This is a genomic window from Halorubrum ezzemoulense, assembly GCF_004126515.1.
Lineage (GTDB): Archaea > Halobacteriota > Halobacteria > Halobacteriales > Haloferacaceae > Halorubrum > Halorubrum ezzemoulense.
On sequence record NZ_CP034941.1, the window covers coordinates 119,691 to 140,715 of the forward strand.

General features: G+C 60.3%; 18 protein-coding genes. 12 read left to right on the forward strand and 6 right to left on the reverse strand.

The genetic code is table 11. From position 1 onward, the window contains the following. The first annotated feature begins 14 nt into the window (after positions 1–14). The 3 genes from EO776_RS16215 to EO776_RS16225 all read left to right on the forward strand — a co-directional run bounded on the left by EO776_RS16215 (position 15) and on the right by EO776_RS16225 (position 3,326). Positions 15–899: a 3-hydroxyacyl-CoA dehydrogenase family protein gene (locus EO776_RS16215; protein WP_094520171.1), complete on the forward strand. Its 885-nt coding sequence runs from the start codon at positions 15–17 to the stop codon at positions 897–899. After that, positions 899–1,708, forward strand: coding sequence for an enoyl-CoA hydratase/isomerase family protein (locus tag EO776_RS16220; protein ID WP_129452575.1), 810 nt, complete (start codon positions 899–901; stop codon positions 1,706–1,708). Before EO776_RS16215 ends, EO776_RS16220 begins: the two co-directional genes overlap by 1 nt. Before the next feature lie 625 nt (positions 1,709–2,333). Further along, complete coding sequence (locus tag EO776_RS16225) at positions 2,334–3,326, forward strand: transposase (protein ID WP_129452576.1); 993 nt, start codon at positions 2,334–2,336, stop codon at positions 3,324–3,326. A gap of 268 nt (positions 3,327–3,594) precedes the next feature. On the opposite strand, the gene EO776_RS16230 is transcribed toward EO776_RS16225, so the two are convergent. Then, positions 3,595–4,359: an IclR family transcriptional regulator gene (locus EO776_RS16230; RefSeq protein ID WP_094520170.1), complete on the reverse strand. Its 765-nt coding sequence runs from the start codon at positions 4,357–4,359 to the stop codon at positions 3,595–3,597. Positions 4,360–4,521: 162 nt separating this feature from the next. Between EO776_RS16230 and EO776_RS16235 the strand changes: the two genes are divergently transcribed. The 3 genes from EO776_RS16235 to EO776_RS16245 all read left to right on the forward strand — a co-directional run bounded on the left by EO776_RS16235 (position 4,522) and on the right by EO776_RS16245 (position 8,004). Next, positions 4,522–4,848: an EthD family reductase gene (locus tag EO776_RS16235; protein ID WP_094520154.1), complete on the forward strand. Its 327-nt coding sequence runs from the start codon at positions 4,522–4,524 to the stop codon at positions 4,846–4,848. Then, complete coding sequence (locus tag EO776_RS16240) at positions 4,841–6,544, forward strand: thiamine pyrophosphate-binding protein (RefSeq protein WP_094520153.1); 1,704 nt, start codon at positions 4,841–4,843, stop codon at positions 6,542–6,544. Before EO776_RS16235 ends, EO776_RS16240 begins: the two co-directional genes overlap by 8 nt. 497 nt (positions 6,545–7,041) lie before the next feature. Further along, complete coding sequence (locus tag EO776_RS16245) at positions 7,042–8,004, forward strand: NAD-dependent epimerase/dehydratase family protein (protein ID WP_094520152.1); 963 nt, start codon at positions 7,042–7,044, stop codon at positions 8,002–8,004. A gap of 18 nt (positions 8,005–8,022) precedes the next feature. Here EO776_RS16245 and EO776_RS16250 read toward each other — a convergent pair whose 3' ends face one another. Next, positions 8,023–8,496: a VOC family protein gene (locus tag EO776_RS16250; RefSeq protein ID WP_094520151.1), complete on the reverse strand. Its 474-nt coding sequence runs from the start codon at positions 8,494–8,496 to the stop codon at positions 8,023–8,025. Positions 8,497–8,643: 147 nt separating this feature from the next. Between EO776_RS16250 and EO776_RS16255 the strand changes: the two genes are divergently transcribed. Then, positions 8,644–10,179, forward strand: a complete 1,536-nt coding sequence (locus tag EO776_RS16255) for a GMC family oxidoreductase (RefSeq protein WP_094520150.1) — start codon at positions 8,644–8,646, stop codon at positions 10,177–10,179. Between the two features lie 38 nt (positions 10,180–10,217). Here the strand turns inward: EO776_RS16255 and EO776_RS16260 are convergent, their stop codons facing one another. Further along, positions 10,218–11,657, reverse strand: a complete 1,440-nt coding sequence (locus tag EO776_RS16260; protein WP_176455007.1) for an amidase — start codon at positions 11,655–11,657, stop codon at positions 10,218–10,220. Between the two features lie 84 nt (positions 11,658–11,741). Between EO776_RS16260 and EO776_RS16265 the strand changes: the two genes are divergently transcribed. The 4 genes from EO776_RS16265 to EO776_RS16280 all read left to right on the forward strand — a co-directional run bounded on the left by EO776_RS16265 (position 11,742) and on the right by EO776_RS16280 (position 17,576). Then, entirely contained in the window at positions 11,742–13,010 is a 1,269-nt protein-coding gene (locus tag EO776_RS16265) for a M24 family metallopeptidase (protein ID WP_094520148.1), read from the forward strand. Positions 13,011–13,548: 538 nt separating this feature from the next. After that, the gene (locus EO776_RS16270; RefSeq protein ID WP_094520169.1) at positions 13,549–13,932 is read left to right on the forward strand and encodes a PaaI family thioesterase; all 384 of its coding nucleotides are present in this window, start codon (positions 13,549–13,551) and stop codon (positions 13,930–13,932) included. A 423-nt stretch (positions 13,933–14,355) separates the two neighbouring features. Then, positions 14,356–14,670, forward strand: coding sequence for a hypothetical protein (locus EO776_RS16275; protein WP_094520147.1), 315 nt, complete (start codon positions 14,356–14,358; stop codon positions 14,668–14,670). A 56-nt stretch (positions 14,671–14,726) separates the two neighbouring features. After that, positions 14,727–17,576, forward strand: a complete 2,850-nt coding sequence (locus EO776_RS16280) for a penicillin acylase family protein (protein WP_129452577.1) — start codon at positions 14,727–14,729, stop codon at positions 17,574–17,576. A 1-nt stretch (position 17,577) separates the two neighbouring features. Here the strand turns inward: EO776_RS16280 and EO776_RS19120 are convergent, their stop codons facing one another. From EO776_RS19120 to EO776_RS16290, 3 genes are read right to left on the reverse strand one after another with little or no spacing between them, the layout of a single operon-like run. Then, complete coding sequence (locus EO776_RS19120; RefSeq protein WP_176455006.1) at positions 17,578–17,754, reverse strand: hypothetical protein; 177 nt, start codon at positions 17,752–17,754, stop codon at positions 17,578–17,580. Between the two features lie 57 nt (positions 17,755–17,811). Beyond that, positions 17,812–18,402, reverse strand: coding sequence for an HD domain-containing protein (locus tag EO776_RS16285; protein ID WP_121600873.1), 591 nt, complete (start codon positions 18,400–18,402; stop codon positions 17,812–17,814). Positions 18,403–18,405: 3 nt separating this feature from the next. Then, positions 18,406–19,122 (reverse strand): EthD domain-containing protein, encoded by a 717-nt coding sequence (locus EO776_RS16290; RefSeq protein ID WP_094520145.1) that lies wholly within the window; start codon positions 19,120–19,122, stop codon positions 18,406–18,408. A 724-nt stretch (positions 19,123–19,846) separates the two neighbouring features. Here EO776_RS16290 and EO776_RS16295 point away from each other — a divergent pair. After that, positions 19,847–21,025, forward strand: a complete 1,179-nt coding sequence (locus tag EO776_RS16295) for an ABC transporter substrate-binding protein (RefSeq protein ID WP_246041558.1) — start codon at positions 19,847–19,849, stop codon at positions 21,023–21,025.

The window sequence follows — 21,025 nt, forward strand, 5'->3', positions numbered from 1 at the left end:
TGTCGCTGTAAATGATGCAAGTAGCCGTACTCGGAGCCGGTACTATGGGCCACGGCATCGCCCAGGTGTCGGCCATGGCCGGCCACGACGTCCAGGTCCGCGACATCGACGAGGAACTTGTCGCAGACGGTCTGACCGCCATCGAATCGAATCTTGAGGAAGGTATCGAACGGGACAAAGTAACACAAAACGAAGCAGATGCGACGCTTGACCGCCTCTCAGGCACCACATCGCTCGAGTCGGCCGTAACCGACGCAGACATCGTCATCGAAGCAGTGCCCGAGGAGATGGGGGTTAAACACGATACGGTGACAGATGTCGAGTCACACGTCGCCCCCGACACGATCATCGCATCAAACACGTCGTCGCTGTCATTGACTGAAATTGCCAGCGCTCTTGACCATCCCAGCCGGGCAGTCGGGTTACACTTTTTTAATCCGGTCCACATTATGAAACTGGTCGAAATCGTCACTGCAGAGCAGTCGAGCGACGAGACGGTTGAGCGCGCTCGCCAGTTCGTGGAAGGGATCGAGAAGACGCCCATCGAAGTGATGGATTCTCCGGGCTTTGCTTCTTCTCGCCTCGGCGTTGCGCTCGGTGTGGAGTCGATGCGGATGGTTGAACAGGGCGTCGCCTCACCGGAGGATATCGATACGGCGATGGAACTTGGTTATAATCACCCGCTGGGTCCGATTGAACTCGGCGACGTGGTCGGTCTAGACGTGCGACTCGATATTCTGGAGTACCTCCGTAAGGAGTTGGGTGAACGATTTAAACCACCACAGATTCTCAAACGAAAGGTTCGTGCAGGGAAGCTCGGCAAGAAGTCCGGCGAAGGGTTTTATATCTGGGAAGACGGCGAAGTCGTCGGCACGAGTGGTGACTGGGGTGACTCGTAATGTCTATCGAGGAGACCGCCGCCGACTGCGAGACAGTCAACGTCAGCATGGGTGACCGTGTCGAGAAGGTCGCGACCATCGAATTGTATCGGCCTGACGCACGAAACGCGCTTAACGCACAACTCCGGCAGGAGCTCAAGCAGGTGCTCGAGGAGGTTCCGGACAGCGATCTTCGCGCGCTTGTCTTGACAGGAGCTAAAGATTCTGGCGCGTTCGTTGCCGGCGCCGACGTGAATGAACTCCGCGAACGAAACGCACTTGAACAGCGTGAAGCCAGCAAGCGACCGCGGGTCTACGAGTGCGTCGACGATTGCCCGATGCCGGTCATCGCCCGTATCAACGGGCACGCGCTCGGCGGTGGCTGTGAACTGATTCAGGCGTGTGATCTCCGCATCGCACACGAGGACGCGAAAATCGGTCAGCCCGAAATCAACCTCGGCATCATGCCAGGCGGCGGCGGAACCCAACGGCTTCCACGACTGGTCGGTGAGGGCCACGCGATGCGACTCATCCTCACGGGTAAACTCATTGACGCCGAGGAAGCTGCTGACATCGGCCTCGTAGACGAAGTCTACGGCGACGACGACTTCGACGACCGGGTGTACGACCTCGCCGCCGCTATAGCAGAAAAAAGCCCTGTCGCGCTCGAATTCGCTAAGAAATCTGTCAAGGCTGCGTCCCGGATGGATCTTGAGACAGGCATCGAGTACGAAGCAGAACTCTTCGCACAACTGTTCGCCACCGGCGACAAGAGCGAGGGCATCGACGCGTTCTTCGAGGACCGCGACCCCGAGTGGCCCAGCGGTTGACTATCTCGCGGTGTTAGGTGGCACAGTTGTTCTACAGTGTCGAACAGCAAATTTTGTGCTTGTTGACGTAGCGAAGCCGACTGTACAACGGTTTTCGGGCTTTTCGTCCCTATATCTTTGTTCTAGCTACCCGAACGTATTGATCTTTATTTAATGTGAACAACAGACGGTTAGCGTACTAGCTGGACTCTGATCAGCCTTGGGGCGAGTTCTAGGCAGCATCTTCTTCAAGATACGGAGTTCACAGCCACGATTCCCTGAAACTGTTGTTCACTCTCATCAAATCCACTGTTAGAGACGCTCTAAATATCATATTCATCGGTCTCAGTGTTGATATGTCGGAATGAATCTCCTGAAATCACGCCACACGGCGTGGCGACTCTTGCTGCGACGGCCGGTATCGTATTAACATCCCGCATCCATTACAACCATACAAATGTAATGGATTTCGTTACGGTCCGCTCTTTTCGTATTGGTTGGCCGATCGATCCCGCACAGTGGCACAAGTTCTATTTATTCGAACGAATGTTTTTGAGGTACTCGTCACGGTGCCACTACTTTTGATTCAACAGAGGGTGTCATAGAACGAGTAGCACACCAAAGAGCAGGGAGAACGCTGAGGTGGATGAGTTCAGCGACCCTGCAAGATGATCCTTCGGTAGAATCGTTCTTCAATGTCGCGGAAACCGAGACGCTAGCGTTGTTTGAGCATCTCTCCTTCGAGTTTCTCGAAGAGTTCGACGTGTTCGCCCCGGCGGAGACGGGGCGAACACGAGATCACGAACCACCAGAGCTGATGCGTGGCTTCCTCCATTGCTACTACCACGACATCTACGGCATTCGTCCCGTTGAGCGAGAGCTTCGGAACACGGTCGTTTGGCTTAGCTGTGGGTTCGATCGACCGCCGTCGAGAGACGCGGTCGATCGCTTTCTCACCGACCTCGAACACGTCGTTGACGAAGTCTTTGACCGACTCGTCGAGCAGGCCGCGCCGGGCGGCCTGCTCGACTTGACCTACTGTATCGATTCAACCGACGTGAGGGCGATGCCCGCCGATCAAGACGCGTCGAAGTGCTACGATCCAACCGACGACGAGTACTACTACGGCTACGGTTGCACGATCGTCTCGACCGGACAAAAGATCCCGATTGCAGCCGAGTTCACCGAGAGTAAGCAAGCGCCAGAGGAGACGGCGATGCGCGTCACGCGTGACGCGCTCGCCGTCGCCAAGCCGATCTGGATGGTCGGTGACAGCGCCTACGACACGCTCGACTGGCACGACCACCTGCTGGCCGCAGGAGTCGTGCCAGTCGCTCCATACAACGCTCGAAACACTGACGACCCGAAAGACATCGAGTACAGGGTCGAAGACCGCATCGACCAACACAGCGAGGAAGTTCAGCTGAAGCAGTCCACGTTGGACGAGACGTACAACCGCCGTACTGGAGTCGAACGAACCAACGAATCAGTGAAGGACTGCGGCCTCGGGCGAACGCACGCCCGAGGCCGCGTCCACGCACGAGCGCAGGTGTTTCTTGCGCTGTGCCTTCGCCTCGTCATTGCTATCACCAACTACGAACGCGGAGACAATCCGGGAAGTACGATCATCACGGTGTGAGAACTCTTCTATGACACCCTCTCAACATACTAGATATCGGTACCTTTGCTCATAAGACGCATGATTTTGTCCAGGCACCGTTAGGGCGTACGGCTCAATGTCTGTCAAGCCGTTGGACCAGAATGAACAGGCCGTGTAACGAAATAGCACAGCATACAGGCGGAAAGACTCGAAATAATGACCTCGTGATTTGAACTATTCTGCTTGTACTTTCGGAGTAGTAACAGGAACTGGCATACAGAGGAGCAGTTTCTACCGAGTAACCGGATCAGACGTGTGCCAGATTGATTGTGATCTCGTTGACTGTACCGAGTAAGAGTCCTGGGAGTTGGTCCCTGAGCAATGAACCTTCGAGACGAGTCGCTGGACCTGAAATACTGATTGCGCCGATTGCAGCGTCGTTCTCGTCGGTGATGGGTGCTCCGAGTGCGTGCAGTCCCTCAACAGACTCCTCCAGATTAAACGCGTAGCCCCGCTCCCGTATTGACTCGATTTCCTCCCATAGCTCGTCCCTGTCAGTGATTGTGTTTGGCGTCCGGGCGGGAAGTCCGTAGCGGTCGATAACATGTTCGATGTTTTCGTCCGGAAGGTTGGCTAGGATCGCTTTACCCGCCGCGTGTTGATGGAGGTAGTTCCGGTGACCGACATGGGCGTACGTCTGGACTGAGCGTTTTCCCTGCGCCCCGTAAATATGGATGCTTCGACCGTGCTCTTCGACGGCACACCAAATTTTTTCTTCCGTCTCGGCAGCCAAGTTGTCGACCTTCGGCTTTGCCTCTTGGTAAAGTGTGTACCTATCGCGTGCGACGGTTCCGTAGTCAAGGAACCGGAGACCTAACCGATACTCGTCTTCTTCCTCGATAACGAAACTGTTTGCTTCGAGGGTTTTGAGGTGCCTGTGTGCCGTGCTCTTTGCACAGCCGAGGTGGTCGGTGATTTCGGAGGCAGGCGCTGACTCGTTCTGCTTCAGATACTCAATTATCTCTATCGCGCGCTCAACGGTCTCGACCGGCCTGTTAGTATTGTTTGGCATTGTCATACACCTAGCTACGGACGAGCTCTTTACAAAGGTTTGGTTCGAAAGAGCCGAACGCTTCACGAGACAAACTTGGACGGATTGGCAGCAAAACCACTGATCAATTGAAGAACGAATAACCGATAGACAGAAGTCACACGAATAAGATAACAACAACGTATGCCAAAAATAGTCGACCTACTCGTCCGCAAGGACGGAGTCACACACGAGGAGTTCGCTGAACGCTGGCAGGGTGAACATGCAGAGATCGCGAAGGACCTACCAGGACTCACACGGTATGTCACGTCGGTCCCCACCCGACCCGAGAACGCCGAGTTCGATGGAGTACTCGAACTGCACTTTGAAGACATGGCCACGTTGGGGGAGACCTTCGACTCGGACATCGGGAAAACGGTTCAAAGCGACGCCGCGGAGTTCATCGATCTCGAAGCTGGGCCTCGTCTCATCGTCGAAGAAACAGTGCAGTTGGGCGAACAGTATGACTGAAGTGGGCGAGCGCCTCGTCGCAGAGCTGGAAGAACAGGGCGTTGAGTACATCTTCGGCTACCCCGGTGGCCGCGTTATCGAGATTCTCGATCACGTCCCGGATTACGAGATCACAATGGTCCGCCCCCGAGACGAACGCGAGGCCAGCGTTATGGCCGAGATGCGTGGTCGTTTGACCGGCCAACCAGGCGTGCTCACCGGGCAAGGGCCCTGGATCGGTAGCCTCGGAGCCGTCGGGCAGATGGAGGGGTATCTCGCTTCCTCACCGATGGTTACCATTACCGAAGCGAGCGAGCGTGGAGAGTACTCGACGCTTGCACCCTACCAGCAATCTCGCGGGGATTACGGCGGAATCGACCTGCCCGCCGCGCTCAATGCATACACCAAAGAGAACTGGTTCCCGCGCTCGCCGACCGAAACCGTCCGCAGTCTCCAGCTCGCGTTCAAACACGCCACTGCGGGACGCCCGGGACCGACTGCCGTCATCCTTGACGGCGATGCGGTTACCGAGGAGATGCCAGAAGACCCCACGCCGCCCGTCTGGGACGGGCACGACCAAGCCCGAAACTGGGAATCCCGGCCCGACAGAGCGGACGTAGCGACCGCCGTCGACGCACTCGCTGCGGCCGAACGGCCGGTCATCGTTTCAGGAAACGGAGTCCATGCCGCCGCCGCCTACGACGAACTCCAGACCCTCGCAGAAGCTGCTGACGCTGCCGTCGTCACTTCCTATCTCGGTAAGTCGACGTTCCCCGAAACTCACGAACTAGCGGCGGGTGTTATCGGATCGTTCGGCCATGAGGGCGCTAATCAGGTTGTCAGCGAGGCTGACGTGCTCTTCATCGCGGGCTGTCGGATGAACCCTATGGACACCAACTGGCAGGCACCGGATTTCATCCGTCCCGACGAGCAGACCATCATTCATGCCGACATCGACACGCGCAACGCTGGCTGGGTCTACCCTGCCGACGTAGCGCTTATCGGCGACGCCGCACAGAGCCTTGCTGACGTAGCTGAAACGCTCCCCCGCGGCATTGGTAACGAGTGGGCACACGGCCGCGCTGCGAGCGCCAAAGAGTCCTTCTACGACCCCTGCTGTGAATCCGACGCGTCACCGATCAAGCCTCAGCGCGCAGTCAAAGAGATAGAGGCCGTCGTTGACGAGGACACCATTGTGACTGCAGACTCTGGAAACAACCGCTTCTGGCTACTGAACTATCTCCAAACACCAGCCACGCGGACCTACTTCGGCAGTGGCGGCGTCGGCGCGATGGGGTGGGCAACCCCTGCTGCGGTCTCCGCTGCGATTACGACGGATAAGGACGTCATTGCTGTCGCGGGTGACGGCGGCTTCGCGATGACGATGACCAGCGTTGAGACTGCCGTCGACCACGGCGTCTCCCCCACGCTTGTCGTGCTCAACGACACCAGTCTCGGGATGGTCCGTCAAATGCAACACGAGAATGATGACATTGCTGGCGTTGAGTTCCACGATACCGACTTTACGAAGATTGCCGAAGCCTTTGGCGCACGGGCGACTCAGGTCGTTACACCTGACGGACTAGCTGACGCACTCGCGCAGGGAACTAGCGCCGACGTGCCCTTCATAATTGACGTGCGGATTGACCGCGACGAGGAGATGGTCAGGTCGCTACAATCTTCCTTCTACGAGTCTGTCGGCGGTCTCCACGAGTAACGGTCAGCTATCGGCCGGGAGTTCAACTTCGATTTCGACGAATGCGTCTTCCGAGAGAGACGCATTGGCCGAGCATCCTCAGACGGGAGTGTGGTGTTGCGTCGTCGGCCGCTTTCGCGACCTCAACCGAGTTTCAGGCTTCGCGAGAAGGTAAGGGAAGTGAGCAATCACCCCTCAGCATGACCGAGCCGTTTGTCGACGACGTCACCTAGCACCCTGACGCGCTCAAACCCACCGTTCGCCCGAATGAGCGTCCTCGTCTTCAACGTTGAACCCCTCGTTCCCCGTGCCCGGACATGTGACGCGTCTCGCGACCAACCGTGTCGTGATCGTCTGCGATACCTCAAACGCCGATGAGTCGCCAAAACCGAGGGGTTCCGCTGAGGTTCACGTAATGTCGACGGGTCTGTAAAACGGCTGCTAGTGGGTGAATCGGTATCGAATCCAGCCGATAACAACCTTTTTTATTTCCCTCCGTGTACAGTTTTCACACAACGATGGCAAACAATACAGTACTCGTTACCGGCGGAACCGGCTTCCTCGGTTCTTACGTGGTCGAGGATCTTGTCGATGCAGGTCACGACGTTGTCGCGTATGACCTTTCGACGGACGACCGAATCCTTTCGAAGCTCGGTGTCGCCACCGATGTGGAGATTCGTCGCGGCGACGTCTCCGAGCCAACCGACGTGGTGCGTGCAGTCAAACAAACGGGCGCGACTCACATCGTTCATCTCGCGGCCCTGCTTACGAACAGCGCACGCGATAACCCGCGTGCGGCACTTGACGTGAATATTCAGGGAACGAACGCCGTCTTCGAGGCTGCGCGGACTCTCGACGACCAAGTCGAACGGGTCACCTGGGCGTCCAGCGCCGCGGTGTATGCTCCTCCACACAACTACGACGCAGAGTATGTTTCCGAAGACGAACTGGTCTATCCCGACACCCTCTACGGCGCGACCAAGGAGTACAACGAACATCAGGCCCGCGTCTACCACGAGGACTACGATGTCGACCACGTCGCGTTGCGTCCGACCGTCGCGTACGGGCCGTACCGCGAGACTGGCGGTTCCGCGTTTCTCGCCGACATCATCGAGAAGCCCGCACTCGGCGAGTCTTTCAGTGTCGAGTACGGCGACCAGGTTATCGACTGGCAGCACGCTCGTGACATCGCACAGGCGTTCCGCAAGGCAACCTTCGTCGACGAATCCGCGCTCGGCCAGCGCGTCTACAACGTCCGTGGCGTCCTCGCGACAATCCAGGAGGCGGCCGACACTGTCCGTCAGATCATCCCCGACGCCGAACTCGAGGTATCCGACGAGGGCGAGCTTCCCTGGACGCAGAACCTCGATATGACCGCCGCACAGGAGGATTTGGGCTACGAAGTCGAGTACGACCTCGAAACCGGCTTCCGTTCCTACATCAACACGCTGCGCGAGGAGAACGGTCTCGACCCGGTCTGAGAACGCGAGACAGCGCAGCTATCTCTCGCCGAGACGCGTTCCATCGACGTAGAGTTTCTCCGCCGCTGGCCGCCCCTCGTCGTAGCCTTCGTGGTATTCGAACAGCTGAAAGAGCGCGCCGGTCGGGTTCGACGGCGGCACGAACGCCTCCGTCCAGTCGTCGTACTCCCGGTACTCGACGACGTCGAGTCCAGCGGCCTCGATTGCCGTGGCGACGGCGTCGATGTCGGCCACCTCCAGCGTGACGTGGTGCAGTCCGGGGCCGTGCTCGTCGAGGTAGTCGGTCAGGAAGGTGTCCTCGGCCTCCGGCGCGATGAGTTCCAGCCGCGAGGCATTCCGGCCGAAGTCGTATTGGGCCCACCGGAACCGCCCCTCGACCGATTCTTCGATGAGCTTCCGACAGCCGAAGGCAAAGAGGACGCTCTCGGCGTCGGAAATAGAGTCGACGGCGATACCGGTGTGGTCGACGCGAATCGGCGTCTCGTGTGTCATCGCCGTCCGATTGCGCACCCGGACATCTATACTCTTTGCCCGGACCGCCGACGGCCTGTCTGCTCCGCCAGCGTGGAGTATACTCTAATGCTGAAGCAGGGATTAATATTATACTGTCTTGCATATACTGGCTAGCTGTAGCATACCATGAGCAACACTATCACAGCACACGACTTCGTCGTTGTCGGCGCTGGCTCCGCTGGCTGTGCGCTCGCCCACCGTCTGACCGAGGATAGTGACAGAGATGTCCTGTTGCTTGAAGCTGGCCAGCCTGACGACAAAGAGGAGATTCACACACCGCCGCTTTTCCCGGAACTGTACCGGACAGCAGTCGACTGGGACTACTACACCGAGCCACAACCGGAACTGCACGACCGGAAGCTGTACCACCCGCGCGGGAAGACACTCGGCGGGTCGAGTTCACTCAACGCGATGATTTACATCCGTGGGCATCCCTGGGACTACGACCACTGGGCCGACCTCGGGAACGACGGCTGGAGCTACGAGGCGATGCTCGACCACTTCAAACGCGCCGAGCACTTCGAACCGGGGGATGGCGACTTCCACGGCGAGGGCGGCCCGTTGAACGTGACCACCCTCGAAGACACCCACCCGGTCTCGGAGGCACTGGTCGAGGGAATGGCGGAGGCTGGCATCGAACACAACCCCGATTTCAACGGCGAACGACTGGCTGGCAGCGGCTTCTACCACGTCACACAGCGGGATGGCAAGCGCTGCAGCAGCGCCGCCGCCTACATCAAACCGGCGCTCGACCGGTCGAACCTCACCGTCGAAACCGGGGCACAGGTCACCGACATCACGTTCGACGGCGACCGCGCGACCGGTGTCCGCTACGAACAGGACGGGACGGAACACACGGCCGAGGCGGGCTCGGAAATCGTCCTCTCGGCCGGTGCAATCAACTCCCCGCAACTGCTCTTGCTCTCGGGAATCGGGCCGGCAGCCCACCTCGAAGAACACGGCATCGACGTTCGGGTCGACCTCCCCGGTGTCGGCAAGAACCTGCAGGACCACCTCAAAGTGGGTGTCGTCTACGAGCAGACCGGCGGCCCGGAAGCGCCAGCCCCGAGTTCGAACGTCGTCGAATCGGGCTGTTTCGTCCACCTCGACGAGGACGAGCCAGCGCCGGACCTGCAGTTCCACAACGCGCCGGTGTACCTGCTCGAACACGGACTGACGCCGCCGGATGACGACCGGAGCTTCTTCACCATCATTCCCACCCAGATTCGCCCCGACAGCACCGGCGAGGTCCGGCTGGCGTCGGACGACCCCTATCACTCGCCCGTCATCGACCCGAACTACCTCGGCGCCGACGGAGACATCGACCCCCTGGTCGAGGGCATCAAACTCGCACGCGACGTCGCCGATACCGACCCGGTCGACGAGTTCTGTGGCGCGGAGGTCCACCCCGGCCCCGAGGTCACGAGCGAGTCGGGACTCCGCGAGTTCGTCCGCGAACACGCCTCGACGGTGTACCACCCCGTCGGGACCTGCAGGATGGGCGACGACGACATGGCCGTCGTCGACGACGAACTGCGGGTCCACGGCGTCGAGGGGCTCCGCGTCGCCGACGCGTCAATCATGCCCGATATCGTGGGTGGCAACACGAACGCCCCCTCCATCGCCATCGGCGAGAAAGCGTCGGCTCTCCTGACCGAGTAGCACTGCTTCGTTTTCGACAGGTCGTCGGGGCCGGTAAGTCAGCTCCCTGCCGCGGTTTCGAGCGCCGCCCCGAGCGCGACCAGCGTCGCCTCGTCGCGCCGGGCGCCGACGAACTCCAGGCCGACCGGCTCGCCGTCGGCGGTCTCTATCGGGACCGACAGCGCCGGGTGGCCGGTGAGGTTGAACGGGACGGTGTTGGCGACGGTCCGGGCGAAGTCCTCGTCGCTCGTTATCTCGCCGAATTCGGGGGCGGTCATCGGCGTCGTCGGCGCGACCAGCGCGTCGTAGCTGCCCAGCGCCTCGTCGACGACGGCGGTGAACTCCGCCCCGAGGGTCTGCGCGGCGACGTAGTGGTCGAGCCCGTCCTCGGCGAGCGCGCCGTTGGTCAGTATCTGCTCGCGGACGTTCGCCCCGAGGTCCGGCGACCGGACCGCCTCCCGGACGGCGGTGCGCCACGGTTCGCTGTGGCCGGTACCGGTCCCGACCAGCTGGCCGTCGGCGAGCGCGAGCGCGGCGAACTCCGCGCCCGCGACGACCAGTCCCGCGAGCGTGGCCGTCTCGAACTGCGGCAGGGAAACCGACTCGGCGCTCACACCTTGTCCGCCCAGCGCGTCGACGGCGTCCTCGACTGCCGACGCGACCGCCTCGTCGGACCCCGCCATCGCGGGCTCGATGACCCCGACGCTGAGGCCGTCGACCGACTCCTCGAGCCCGTCGGCCGCGGCTGGCGGCGCCGGGCCGCCCATCGAGGAGGGGTCGCGCGGATGCGGACCGGCGATGGTGTCGTGGACGCGGGCGGCCGTTTCCACGTCCGCGGCCAGCGGACCGACGCAGTCCAGCGACGGGGCGAGGTCGGCAAAGCCAAACCGCGGGACGAGCCGGTGGATCGGCTTGAGGCCGACGACGCCACAGAACGACGCGGGGATGCGGACGCTGCCGCCGGTGTCGCTGCCAAGCGCCGCGTCCAGCAGCCCGGCAGCGACGGCTGCCCCGCTCCCGCTGGAGGAGCCGCCAGGGACCACGCCCTCGGCTCCGGGATTCTCGATGGGGTCGAACGCACACGTCTCCCCGGTCGTGAAGTAGGCGAACTCGTCCATGTTCGTCGTCGCGGTCACGTCGGCCCCGGCCTCGTGAAGTCGGTCGACGACCGTCGCGTGGTACTCCGGGGTGAACTCGAGGGCCGCCGAGCCACAGTGCATCGGCACGCCCGCGACGGCGAGGTTGTCTTTTACGCCGAGTTCGAGGTCCGCGAGCGGCCCGTCGGTCTCGGGCAGGTCGAAGCGGTACCTGACGGCGTTGTGCCCGTCGGTCCCCGCCTCGACGTCCGTCGCCGCCGTCGCCGTCGGGGTTTCGGCGGGGAGACTGTCGTACTGCGCATCCATGCCCCGTGCCGCCTCGGCGTACTGGGCTCGCTCCTCCTCCGTCAGGTCCAGCCCGAGCCGGTCCGCGACCGTCCGTACGTGGGTGTCGTCGACCATGCGTCTGTGGCGTGGGACCATACCCACTAAGCTGTGGCGCGCAAATCCGGAGTTTAATTAGGGGCCTCCGTGCACAGAGAGGTGATGTACGAGCGTGACTTCATGGAAGGCACGCGTGGCACCATGGCCGTCGATTGGGAGGAGCGAATCGACATCCAGCGGATGCGACGCGAGCGCAAGGAGAAAGCACTGGAGCGACTGCAGGAGTCGGAACTCGGGTCGATGCTGCTCATCAACGACCCGAACGTCCGCTACGTGACCGGCCTCGCGATGACCGGCGGCAGCGGCGCCGACCACTACACCCTCCTCACGGAAGACGGTGACATCGTCCACTGGGACACGGCCGACCACGCCTCGAACCAGAAGTTCAACTGCCCCTGGCTGGACGACATCCGGTACGCCTGTCCCGGCCTCGGGAACGTCCCGCGGGCCTCGGCGAGCGCCTCCGCGCGGGACTGGCTCAAGCATAAGATGGCCGAAACCGTCTACACCGCCATGGAGGAGTACGGCGTCGACCGCGAGCCGATGGGTATCGACGTGGGCAACGGCGCGCTCATCGAGAAGTTCGAGGACCGCGGCGTCGACGTCGACACGTCGGCCGCGACGGAGATCATGCTCGACGCGCGCAAGGTGAAGACGCGTGACGAAATCGAGTGTCTCCGGCAGGTCGCGGCCATCTGTGAAGCCGGTTTCCAGAAGATTACCGAGACGGCAAAGCCGGGCATGCGCGAATCGGAAGTCTGGGGCGAGGCCGTGGGCGAACTCTGGCGTCACGGCGCGATGGCCCAGGGCGGCTACGTCACCTCCGGCCCGAACACGTGGCCGAAGCACCAGGCCAACACCACCGACCGGGTGATTCGTCCGAACGACCTCGTGTACGCGGACTTCTACAACATCGGCTATCTGGGCTACCGCTCGTGTTACTACCGCACCTTCAGCCTGGGTGAGCCGACCCAGACCCAGAAGGACGCTTACGAGAAGGCTCGCGACGACCTCTACGACGTGCTTGAACGAATCGAACCGGGCGCGACCTCCGACGAGATCTGCAAGGGCTTCCCGGACGAAGAGGGCGAACATATGGACTGGTACGGCGCTGACAACTTCTGGCAGATGACCACCAACCACTGGGCGCATGGCTTGGGCCTCCAGCTCTACGAGACGCCGCTCATCTGGCGCGGTATCTCACCGGACCACCCCATCGAAATTGAAGAGGGTATGACGATGGCCGTCGAGACCATGCAGCCCACCGAACGCCAAGGTGTTCGCGTCGAGGAAATGGTCGTTGTCCGCGAGAACGGAGTTGAGATCCTCAGCGAGTGGCCCGTCGAAGAGATTACTCGCATCGACCACTGACGCAGCCAGGCTAGTCGCTACCAGCCGTCGATTCCCTGAACAACACGACCTTCGCCACCCACACTTCCAAGACCGCTGCGGGTGAGTCCGACTCGCCAACGACAGCACGGATGACACCGCTCCCGGCAGATGTCGTATTCCCTCTGACCGCTTTGAGGACCAGCGATCTGTTCACGAGTGACATCCTCAACCGGCTGAAGATGGAAGCGTATCTTGTGTAACTGATGGCCGTGTAAATGAGGCCCTCGCTACGCCCGGTAGTGAAACTATGCCGCACAGACGCGGGCGACTGGGTCGCTCGCGACGGCGAGGCCGAAGGCAACCCGCTATCCGATGAGGCCATCGGTTCGGCTACCTGCCACTGTTTCGCCCTTCCTGAAGACTCCTAAGACGAGTCCCATCACGCTAGGAGAACAGCCGCGCCGAGGCAGCTCATCCCGTTTATTTTTCCTGTTGTAGTCCGGAACGCGTCGCCGTACGGTTGGTATTGGTTCGCAGCAATGTTTATTCGTCCGGCTGAGAGTTAGACGAGGTGAACATGGATGTCGAAACGTTCTTCGAGAACATGCCGTTTGCAAAGTTACTCGGTCTAGAGCTGACTGCCATCAACGACGGACATGCCGAAGGCAGCATCGAGATGCGCGAGGAACTCTCTTGGAACGAAGACAAAGTCATGGCGCACGGTGGCGTCACGTTCACCCTCGCAGATACTGTCGGCGGGGCTGCGCTCGTCTCGAAAGTTGATCAGCCGGTGCCGACCATTGATATGCGTATCGACTATCTTGAAGCTGGCACCGGAGACCTCCGCGCTGAGGCAGACGTCCGCCGACTTGGCGGCGATGTCGGCGTCGTTGACGTGGAAGTGTACTCGGCTGACGGCGTACAGGTCGCTGATGCTCGCGGCGTCTATAAGACTGAATGATCGGTCGCGACGGGCTGTGACTCGAAGTAATCAGGGACGAGCGTCTATTTTCCGGCAGCGGAATGCGTGCGTCGTCACAACTAAGTAAGTGACAAGCACCCACTATTTCCCCATACAGTCGGAATTATTACATATTGCGGCGACCATCGAACCCGAGGCGGAGAGTAGCGACGCGATAAATCTCTACGCGTTCTGGAAATGGGTGTTCACGACGCTTGTCCAGTTGGATCCCGGGCCAATGTCTGTCATCAACCACGAAAGCAGGATACCGACCTAGAAGGGCGACACAGTCGACCTACTACACTACAATGAATACGAAGTCGTCGGACGGAACGGCTATGAGGTCTTCAAGACCGGTGGTAAGACCAGACCCTGGCCGGAACCGTTCTCCAAGAGAGGAAGCCAATCGCCAAGGCCGATATATTGACGGCGACCGACGCCGACCTGCTCCACTCGCTGGCGTTGGCAGTTCCGACCCGGGACAGACAGAGCGACGTGGTCGCCGTCGTTGAGGGCATCCCCGCGGTGACCAGCCTCATCGACAAGGCGGTCGAGCGGATGGACCGGCTCAGCGACGACATAAACTATGTGACGACACACAGTGAGAAACAAGCCCGGCCCACCCGCAAAATGTTCGATATGGCCGAAGGCTCGAGGCCAATATCGACGCGGCCTGATCGCGATTTCGACCAGCTCAACCGTGTGTCAGTCGCATTGTCGCTCCGGTTTTCTCATTAGAATCATATTAAAATTATGCCAAAAATTTATGATGTATCTACGAACAATGCGAGTGCATGTCAAACAATGCCCAGCGCAGTTGGCAAAACGTATCACGACGTGACGTTCTGAAAGCGGGCACAGCGGTCGCCGGTGCAGCGGGTATCGGTGCCGTCGCACAGACAGAACTCGCGTACGCACAGACCGACGGCGAAGAGGCCACAGTCACGATTAAACGCGACGAGTACGGCGTCCCGCACATCTACGCGCGGGAGGCCGACAGCCGCGCTCCCGTGTTCTACGGCTATGGCTACGCGACGGCCGAAGACCGGCTTTACCAGTTGGAACTGTACAAGCGCTACTACCACGGCACCGTCGCCGCAGCCATCGGCGCGGGCGAGGGCGACAACGACTGGGTCTCCTTCGACAAGGCGGCCCGTCGCAACACGGCTGGGGAGCCGTCGCTGGACGCGCAGGCACAGGACCAGCTGAAAGCCGACCAGCGGGAGGTTTTGCAGGCCTTTACAAACGGAATCAACCGCTACATCCGGGAAGTCCAGGATAGCAACGAAATGGAGTTCCACCAAGCGTTCCAAGAGAACGGCTTCGAGCCCGAAGAGTTCTCAACGGAAGACGCCGCCGGGATGTTCGTTGGGAGCATGGCCTTTTTTAGCGGGTTCCAGTTGGAGACGCTGAACGCGACGGTCGTCGACATCCTCACCGGTCAGACCGGCGACGAGCAGCGCGCGATGGAACTCTTAGAGGACCTCAACTGGGGTGACGACCCTGGCGCACCGACGTCGACTGTCCAGTCGGACGCGGGTTATACGCCACCGTACACCGAAGTTGGGCGCAACAACTCGATGTCGTCGGGAACGTCGACCACGAGCACGCCCAGCAGCTCCGCCGATGTCTCCCGCGGTGCGACCGGCGAGCGCGTCGAGGCAAGCAACCGCATCACCAGTGGGGCCTTCTCCATCCCCGACGATCCACAGGCCGTCCACGAGTCCGAGATGGAGCGGGTCCGGACGCTCGCGACCGGCCTGAACGAACTTGGCCTTCCTATCAAGTACGGCTCTAACGCGCTGGCGGTCCAAGGCGACATCACCAATAGCGGATCGTCGATACTCATGGGCGGCCCACAGATGGGCTTCAACACGCCTTCTATCATGTACGAGGCGGGGCTTCATGGCCCGGAATTCGATATCGCAGGCATCACCGTCACCGGCTACCCGTTCATCATGTTCGGGCGCAACCGCAACGGTGCGTTCACCTCGACGGCGGGCATCGACAACTGCCTCCAGATGTTCAACGAGTCAATTACCGTCAACGAGGACAGCCCGGACACCTACACTTTCCAAGGCGAGGAGTACGAGGTCAAGACCAAGGAGGAGACCATCGAAGTTACAGACGGCGAGGACGTGACTTACACCGACCGCTTCACCCGCCACGGCGTCATCACGACGTGGGACCCCGAGAACGAGCAGGCCATCGCCCAGACCAAATCCTACGGGGGGCGACACATGAACTGCTGGCGGGCGTATTACGAACAGCAGTTCGCCGAGGATGCAGAGGAGTTTGTGGAAGTGTCACAGCGGTGTGACTACGCCCTGAACTTCATGTGGGCGGACAACAACGGTGATATTGCGTACGTCCATCTCGGTCGGTACCCCGACGCCGAATCCGTCGAGTTCGACACCCGCCTCCCGGCTGACGGGACCCAGTACGAACTAACCAAGGACGACTACCTCCGAGCCGCCAACGGAGAGGTGCCCGCGGCGGTCAACCCCGACCCGGGCTACTCTGCACAGTGGAACAACAAGCCCGCGCCGGAGTGGAATAACGGCGACCTCAGCTACTCGTGGTCGACCGACCACCGTGTCCAGCGCATCATCAACATGGTCGAGCACCGCCTGTCGAACACCGGCAGCGTCGGTTACGAGTTCCTCAAAGACGTTGTCTACGACATCTCCTTTACCGACCTCCGCGCTATCCGGTACAAACAACACCTGATGGACGCCCTGGATGGGGCAGACCTCACCGACACCGAGCAGGCCGCGATGGCCGAACTGGAGTCCTGGGATCACTTCGCACAAGCCGACGGCGACCATCACGAGGGTCAGTACCCCGCTGGCTACACCATCTGGAACGAGACATTCCCGCATATCCTGCAGGAAGTCTTCGCCGAGACCTTCGGCGACGCCTACGGTCCGGCGTCGTACTTCCTGAACTACGACTACGGCCGCGGGACGCTGATGCGCGTGCTCAACCCCGACGAGACAGCGCTTGACACCGCCGTCGACTACGTCGGTGACAGCCCCGACGACGAACTCGTCTCAGCGTTCAAAGCCGCCGTCTCGTCGCTGAGCGGTAAGTACGACGGCGACCCATCGAGTTGGCGCGGCGACGCCTCGCTTCATACATTCAACAACCTCGCGCTGTTCGGGATGCCCATCGGCGTCACCTCCGCGGGCAGCACCGCGCGAATGAACCGCGGGACCGAGAACCACTTTGTCCGTATGAGCGACGACCCGACCGCCGAGAACATCCTCCCGCCGGGTAACGACGGCTACGTCGCACCGGACGGGTCGACCGGCCCCCACTACGACGACCAACTCTCCATGTTCGAGAGCTTCAAGTACAAAGATCTGCTCTTTGGCGACGATGAGGTCGACGCCACTACCGAGTCGACACAGGAAATAGCCCGACAGACCGACACGGTGACACCGGACGACAACACTACCACACCCGACGACAGCACGGCAACACCGGACGGGTCGACGCCGGACTCCTCAACGCCCGCTTCCGAAGACGACGCGACTACCACCACCGGCGATAGCGTCCCGGGGTTCACTGTACTGAGCGGCGCGGCGGCCGTATTCGGGTCGGCACTCGTCTGGCTCCACAAAAGCGGCGGCGAGGAGTAAGCTACTTTCCGAGCATCCCGTCTATTTCGTCGTCTCCGAGCAGGTCAACCAGCGGCTCCTCACCGTCTTGGTAGGACTGCCACTCACACTCGGACAGTTGGTCGCGGATTTCCGCCTCGCTGAGCTTCGATTCGAGCATTTCATCCACATCGTCGGGGTCGTAGCCTGGAACTGGCATAATATAACACACCACATAATCGGCATTATAATTGCGGGTTGAAATGTCAGGGACTATTTACTCCTGGGTCTGAGAGTACTCCGCAACCCACTCTTTAAGCGTGATTCCCATCTCAGACTGGGTAATCGCGTTCGATGAGGCGGAGTTTGCGCTCTTGATGAGTTCGGCTTCCATCGTCCTCGTGGGAACTTCGCCAATAAAATGAGGGATGGCACGCTGGACGGCCAGCGGACAGCCCACTTCATGTGCAAGGGCATAGCCAGACAGCGAGTGAGGCACTTCTTGGGTGGCATACTCGGGATCTGGCTCGATGAGTTTTTCATTATCAACAAAATCGACGTACTCGTAGCACTTTCCCACGTCGTGAAGAAGCGATGCCGCGACGATGACGTCCATGTCTGGGTCTGCGCCGTGAAACTCGCGCTGTTCGGCGGCGGTTTCACGAGCGATCCGGGTGACACCACGGACGTGTTCGACGTTGGTTACATCGTGGATGTTCCAAGCGTAGGGTATGTCGTCGATGTCTCGCCAGCCGCCACGACTGAGTCCGAGCGTCCATGCCTCAACAACCTTCTCACGCAAGTCGTCGCTCTCGATGTTGTCGAGTTCCGGGAAGGATTCACGAACTTGGGTATTGTACTCCAACATGGCTCACTCTTGGCGCGTGACGACCCGCTCTTGCCCGATGAACCGCGGACGCTCGTTGATGGCGAGGAAGTTATCGACGTCCTCGCGGGCTTCCTTCGCCTTGCCGCCGGGGGCGTCATAGTCCCGGGACCCTTCGCTTCCAAGCGCACGGTGCAGCTTATCAAGATCCTCGAAGTAGAGCTCTGCGACGCCGTCGAACTCAGCGTTCTCGGGATCACTCGGGATCACTTGACTGTACCTGACGACGCCCTCGATCTCGCTGGCGATAGGCGTGTGAGTGTTCTGCCAGTGGTCGATGAACTCCGCGTGTGTCATGCCATCCTGGCGGACAAGGAATGCAGAGTGCTTGTAGAGGCCGTCTGTGTCGCCGTCAACCTCGTCTTTGACGACCCGTTCCTCTCCGATGATACGCGGACGCTCGTCGATCGCGAGGAAGTTATCTACGTCCTCGCGGGCCTCGGCTGCGATCTCTTTTGTCGGGTTGTAGTCGCGCGAACCGGAACTACCGAGTGCTTCGTGAAGGTCGTCAAGCGTCTCGAAGTACAGTTCTGCGAGCCCGTCGAACTCGGCGTTCGCGGCATCTGTTGGCAGGACTTGTTGGTACCGAACGACGCCTTCGATGTTTCTCGCGATGGGCCTATGGTTCGTCTGCCAGTAGTGGACGAACTCCTCGTGAGACAGCCCATCCCGTCTGACTAGTAGAGCTACGTGCTTGTACATCCAGTGAGGATCCCTCGGCATGAAGAATAAAACTTCAGGTTGGGTGGACCGGACTGAATCTCAACGTAGGCGAACAGTGTCTGCCAGGCCGCAAGCGGGCAGACCGCCCAGTGAGAGAGTGACCTCACCGATCCGCGGATCGCCGACAGCGACGCGCTGCTTGCGTTCGTTATCTCCGGATACCGACCAACGAGGCACTCAACGAGGGTGACTGTGATGGCTATCAGCGTCGTGAATACGAGTACGGAGACGGTCCCGAGGAGGCGTCGCCTATGGCACCACAGCGTGGGTTCGGTTCGCCCGGCATCGTCACACGCCGGACGACGGTCGTTACGATCAGCGCGACCACCGGCGTGACGGACGCCGGCTCGGCGATGGCGACGCCAGCTCCAACATCTCGTCGGGACAGACTCAAACAGTCATTCGTGTCCTAATCGAAACTGCTCACTCGTGATCGACTCGCGCGCTGCATTCAGCACGGTTCCGAGCGCGTCTCACCGATCGAGAGTTTCACCAGAGCTAAAATTCGCCGGGCGAAATAGTCACTAGGAGACCGCCACCGATGATTTGAGACCGAGAATTAGATGACATTCAAGCGAGTCGGACTGCCTGTTCCACAGAAGGTTTTAATAGGAGTTGGATGCCAGTCCTTGGTGTGACTATGAAGCACACACATGACAAGACAAGTGATGCTGCACCGAGTACTAGCTCGCGTCGGAGATTCATGGCAACCGCCGGGGCAGCCGGTGCGCTTGGACTCGCCGGCTGTAGTGGTGGTTCAACTGGCGGAACGAGTACAATAACCGTCGGCAGCGTGAACCCGATGAGCGGTCCGTACAGTTCCCTGGGACCGAACCAGCGCCGGGGCGCCGAGCTGGCCGTCAGCCAGATCAATGCCAACAGCGACTACGACTTCGAATTCGAACTTGTGACTGGCGATAGCGAGACCGAAGCGAGGGCGGCACAAGACGAAGTGCAGCGCCTCGTCCAGCAGGAAGGGGCCGATTTCATAGTCGGTGCGATTTCGAGCTCAGTCGCGCTGGGAATCAACGAGATCGCGAACTCCTCGGAGTTCGTTTACTTCTCGGGCGGAGCCGCAGTCCCCATCACCGGGTCCGCGTGTAACCCCTGGGTTTTCCGGTTCGAGACCAACACCGCAATGATCGCCGAGGCTATTTCGGCCTACAGCGTCAACGAACTCGGGACAAACGTCTGGTTCCACTACGCCGACTACGCGTACGGGCAGTCGGTCTATCAGCGTGTTAGCCAGCGGATGGCCAACGCGAATGGGGAGTACAACGAAACTGGTGTCTCGACCTCGCAACTCGGCGCGTCGAATTACGGCTCGTACGTCAGCCAGATCAGTAACTCTGATGCCGATATCGTCGTCTTAGGAATGACCGGCGGTGACCTCGTGAGTTTCACTAATCAGGCTGCGGACCAGGGTCTGACAGACGACAAGATTGTCATTGGGCCGACCCAAACGTTCCAGAGCGTGCTTGCCGGAACCGGGATGAACAGTATTGGCACCTACGGTGGCGTCCGATACTTGCCGACGCTGGATACCGGTGACAACCAGCAGTTCGTTGACGCCTACGAAAGCGAGTACGACGGCTCGCCGGGCAACTTCTCCCGCGTCGGGTACGACTCGCTGCGTCTGATAGCAAAAGGGATGAACGAAGCGGGCAGTACGGAAGTCGACGACGTACGTGATACGCTCGAGGGCGGTACCTACGAGACGGTCCTCGGAGATATCACGCTCCGGGAAGAAGACCGTCAGGCGACCAACCCGACATGGATGGGCGAAATTATCGACGATGGTGGAACTCCCACCGTGGATCTTATTAACGAAGTGCCCGCAGGTGAGACAATCCCGCCAGCAAGTGAGCTCGGCTGTAACTAA

What these genes read in the sequence shown, in the direction of transcription:
- EO776_RS16245 (WP_094520152.1), top strand. Translation starts at nt 7,042, where the DNA reads ATGGCAAACAATACAGTACTCGTTACCGGCGGAACCGGCTTCCTCGGT.
- EO776_RS16215 (WP_094520171.1), top strand. Translation starts at nt 15, where the DNA reads ATGCAAGTAGCCGTACTCGGAGCCGGTACTATGGGCCACGGCATCGCC.
- EO776_RS16265 (WP_094520148.1), top strand. Translation starts at nt 11,742, where the DNA reads ATGTACGAGCGTGACTTCATGGAAGGCACGCGTGGCACCATGGCCGTC.
- EO776_RS16280 (WP_129452577.1), top strand. Translation starts at nt 14,727, where the DNA reads ATGTCAAACAATGCCCAGCGCAGTTGGCAAAACGTATCACGACGTGAC.
- EO776_RS16260 (WP_176455007.1), bottom strand. Translation starts at nt 11,657, where the DNA reads ATGGTCGACGACACCCACGTACGGACGGTCGCGGACCGGCTCGGGCTG.
- EO776_RS19120 (WP_176455006.1), bottom strand. Translation starts at nt 17,754, where the DNA reads ATGCCAGTTCCAGGCTACGACCCCGACGATGTGGATGAAATGCTCGAA.
- EO776_RS16230 (WP_094520170.1), bottom strand. Translation starts at nt 4,359, where the DNA reads ATGCCAAACAATACTAACAGGCCGGTCGAGACCGTTGAGCGCGCGATA.
- EO776_RS16255 (WP_094520150.1), top strand. Translation starts at nt 8,644, where the DNA reads ATGAGCAACACTATCACAGCACACGACTTCGTCGTTGTCGGCGCTGGC.
- EO776_RS16295 (WP_246041558.1), top strand. Translation starts at nt 19,847, where the DNA reads ATGGCAACCGCCGGGGCAGCCGGTGCGCTTGGACTCGCCGGCTGTAGT.
- EO776_RS16235 (WP_094520154.1), top strand. Translation starts at nt 4,522, where the DNA reads ATGCCAAAAATAGTCGACCTACTCGTCCGCAAGGACGGAGTCACACAC.
- EO776_RS16290 (WP_094520145.1), bottom strand. Translation starts at nt 19,122, where the DNA reads ATGTACAAGCACGTAGCTCTACTAGTCAGACGGGATGGGCTGTCTCAC.
- EO776_RS16285 (WP_121600873.1), bottom strand. Translation starts at nt 18,402, where the DNA reads ATGTTGGAGTACAATACCCAAGTTCGTGAATCCTTCCCGGAACTCGAC.
- EO776_RS16240 (WP_094520153.1), top strand. Translation starts at nt 4,841, where the DNA reads ATGACTGAAGTGGGCGAGCGCCTCGTCGCAGAGCTGGAAGAACAGGGC.
- EO776_RS16270 (WP_094520169.1), top strand. Translation starts at nt 13,549, where the DNA reads ATGGATGTCGAAACGTTCTTCGAGAACATGCCGTTTGCAAAGTTACTC.
- EO776_RS16225 (WP_129452576.1), top strand. Translation starts at nt 2,334, where the DNA reads ATGAGTTCAGCGACCCTGCAAGATGATCCTTCGGTAGAATCGTTCTTC.
- EO776_RS16220 (WP_129452575.1), top strand. Translation starts at nt 899, where the DNA reads ATGTCTATCGAGGAGACCGCCGCCGACTGCGAGACAGTCAACGTCAGC.
- EO776_RS16250 (WP_094520151.1), bottom strand. Translation starts at nt 8,496, where the DNA reads ATGACACACGAGACGCCGATTCGCGTCGACCACACCGGTATCGCCGTC.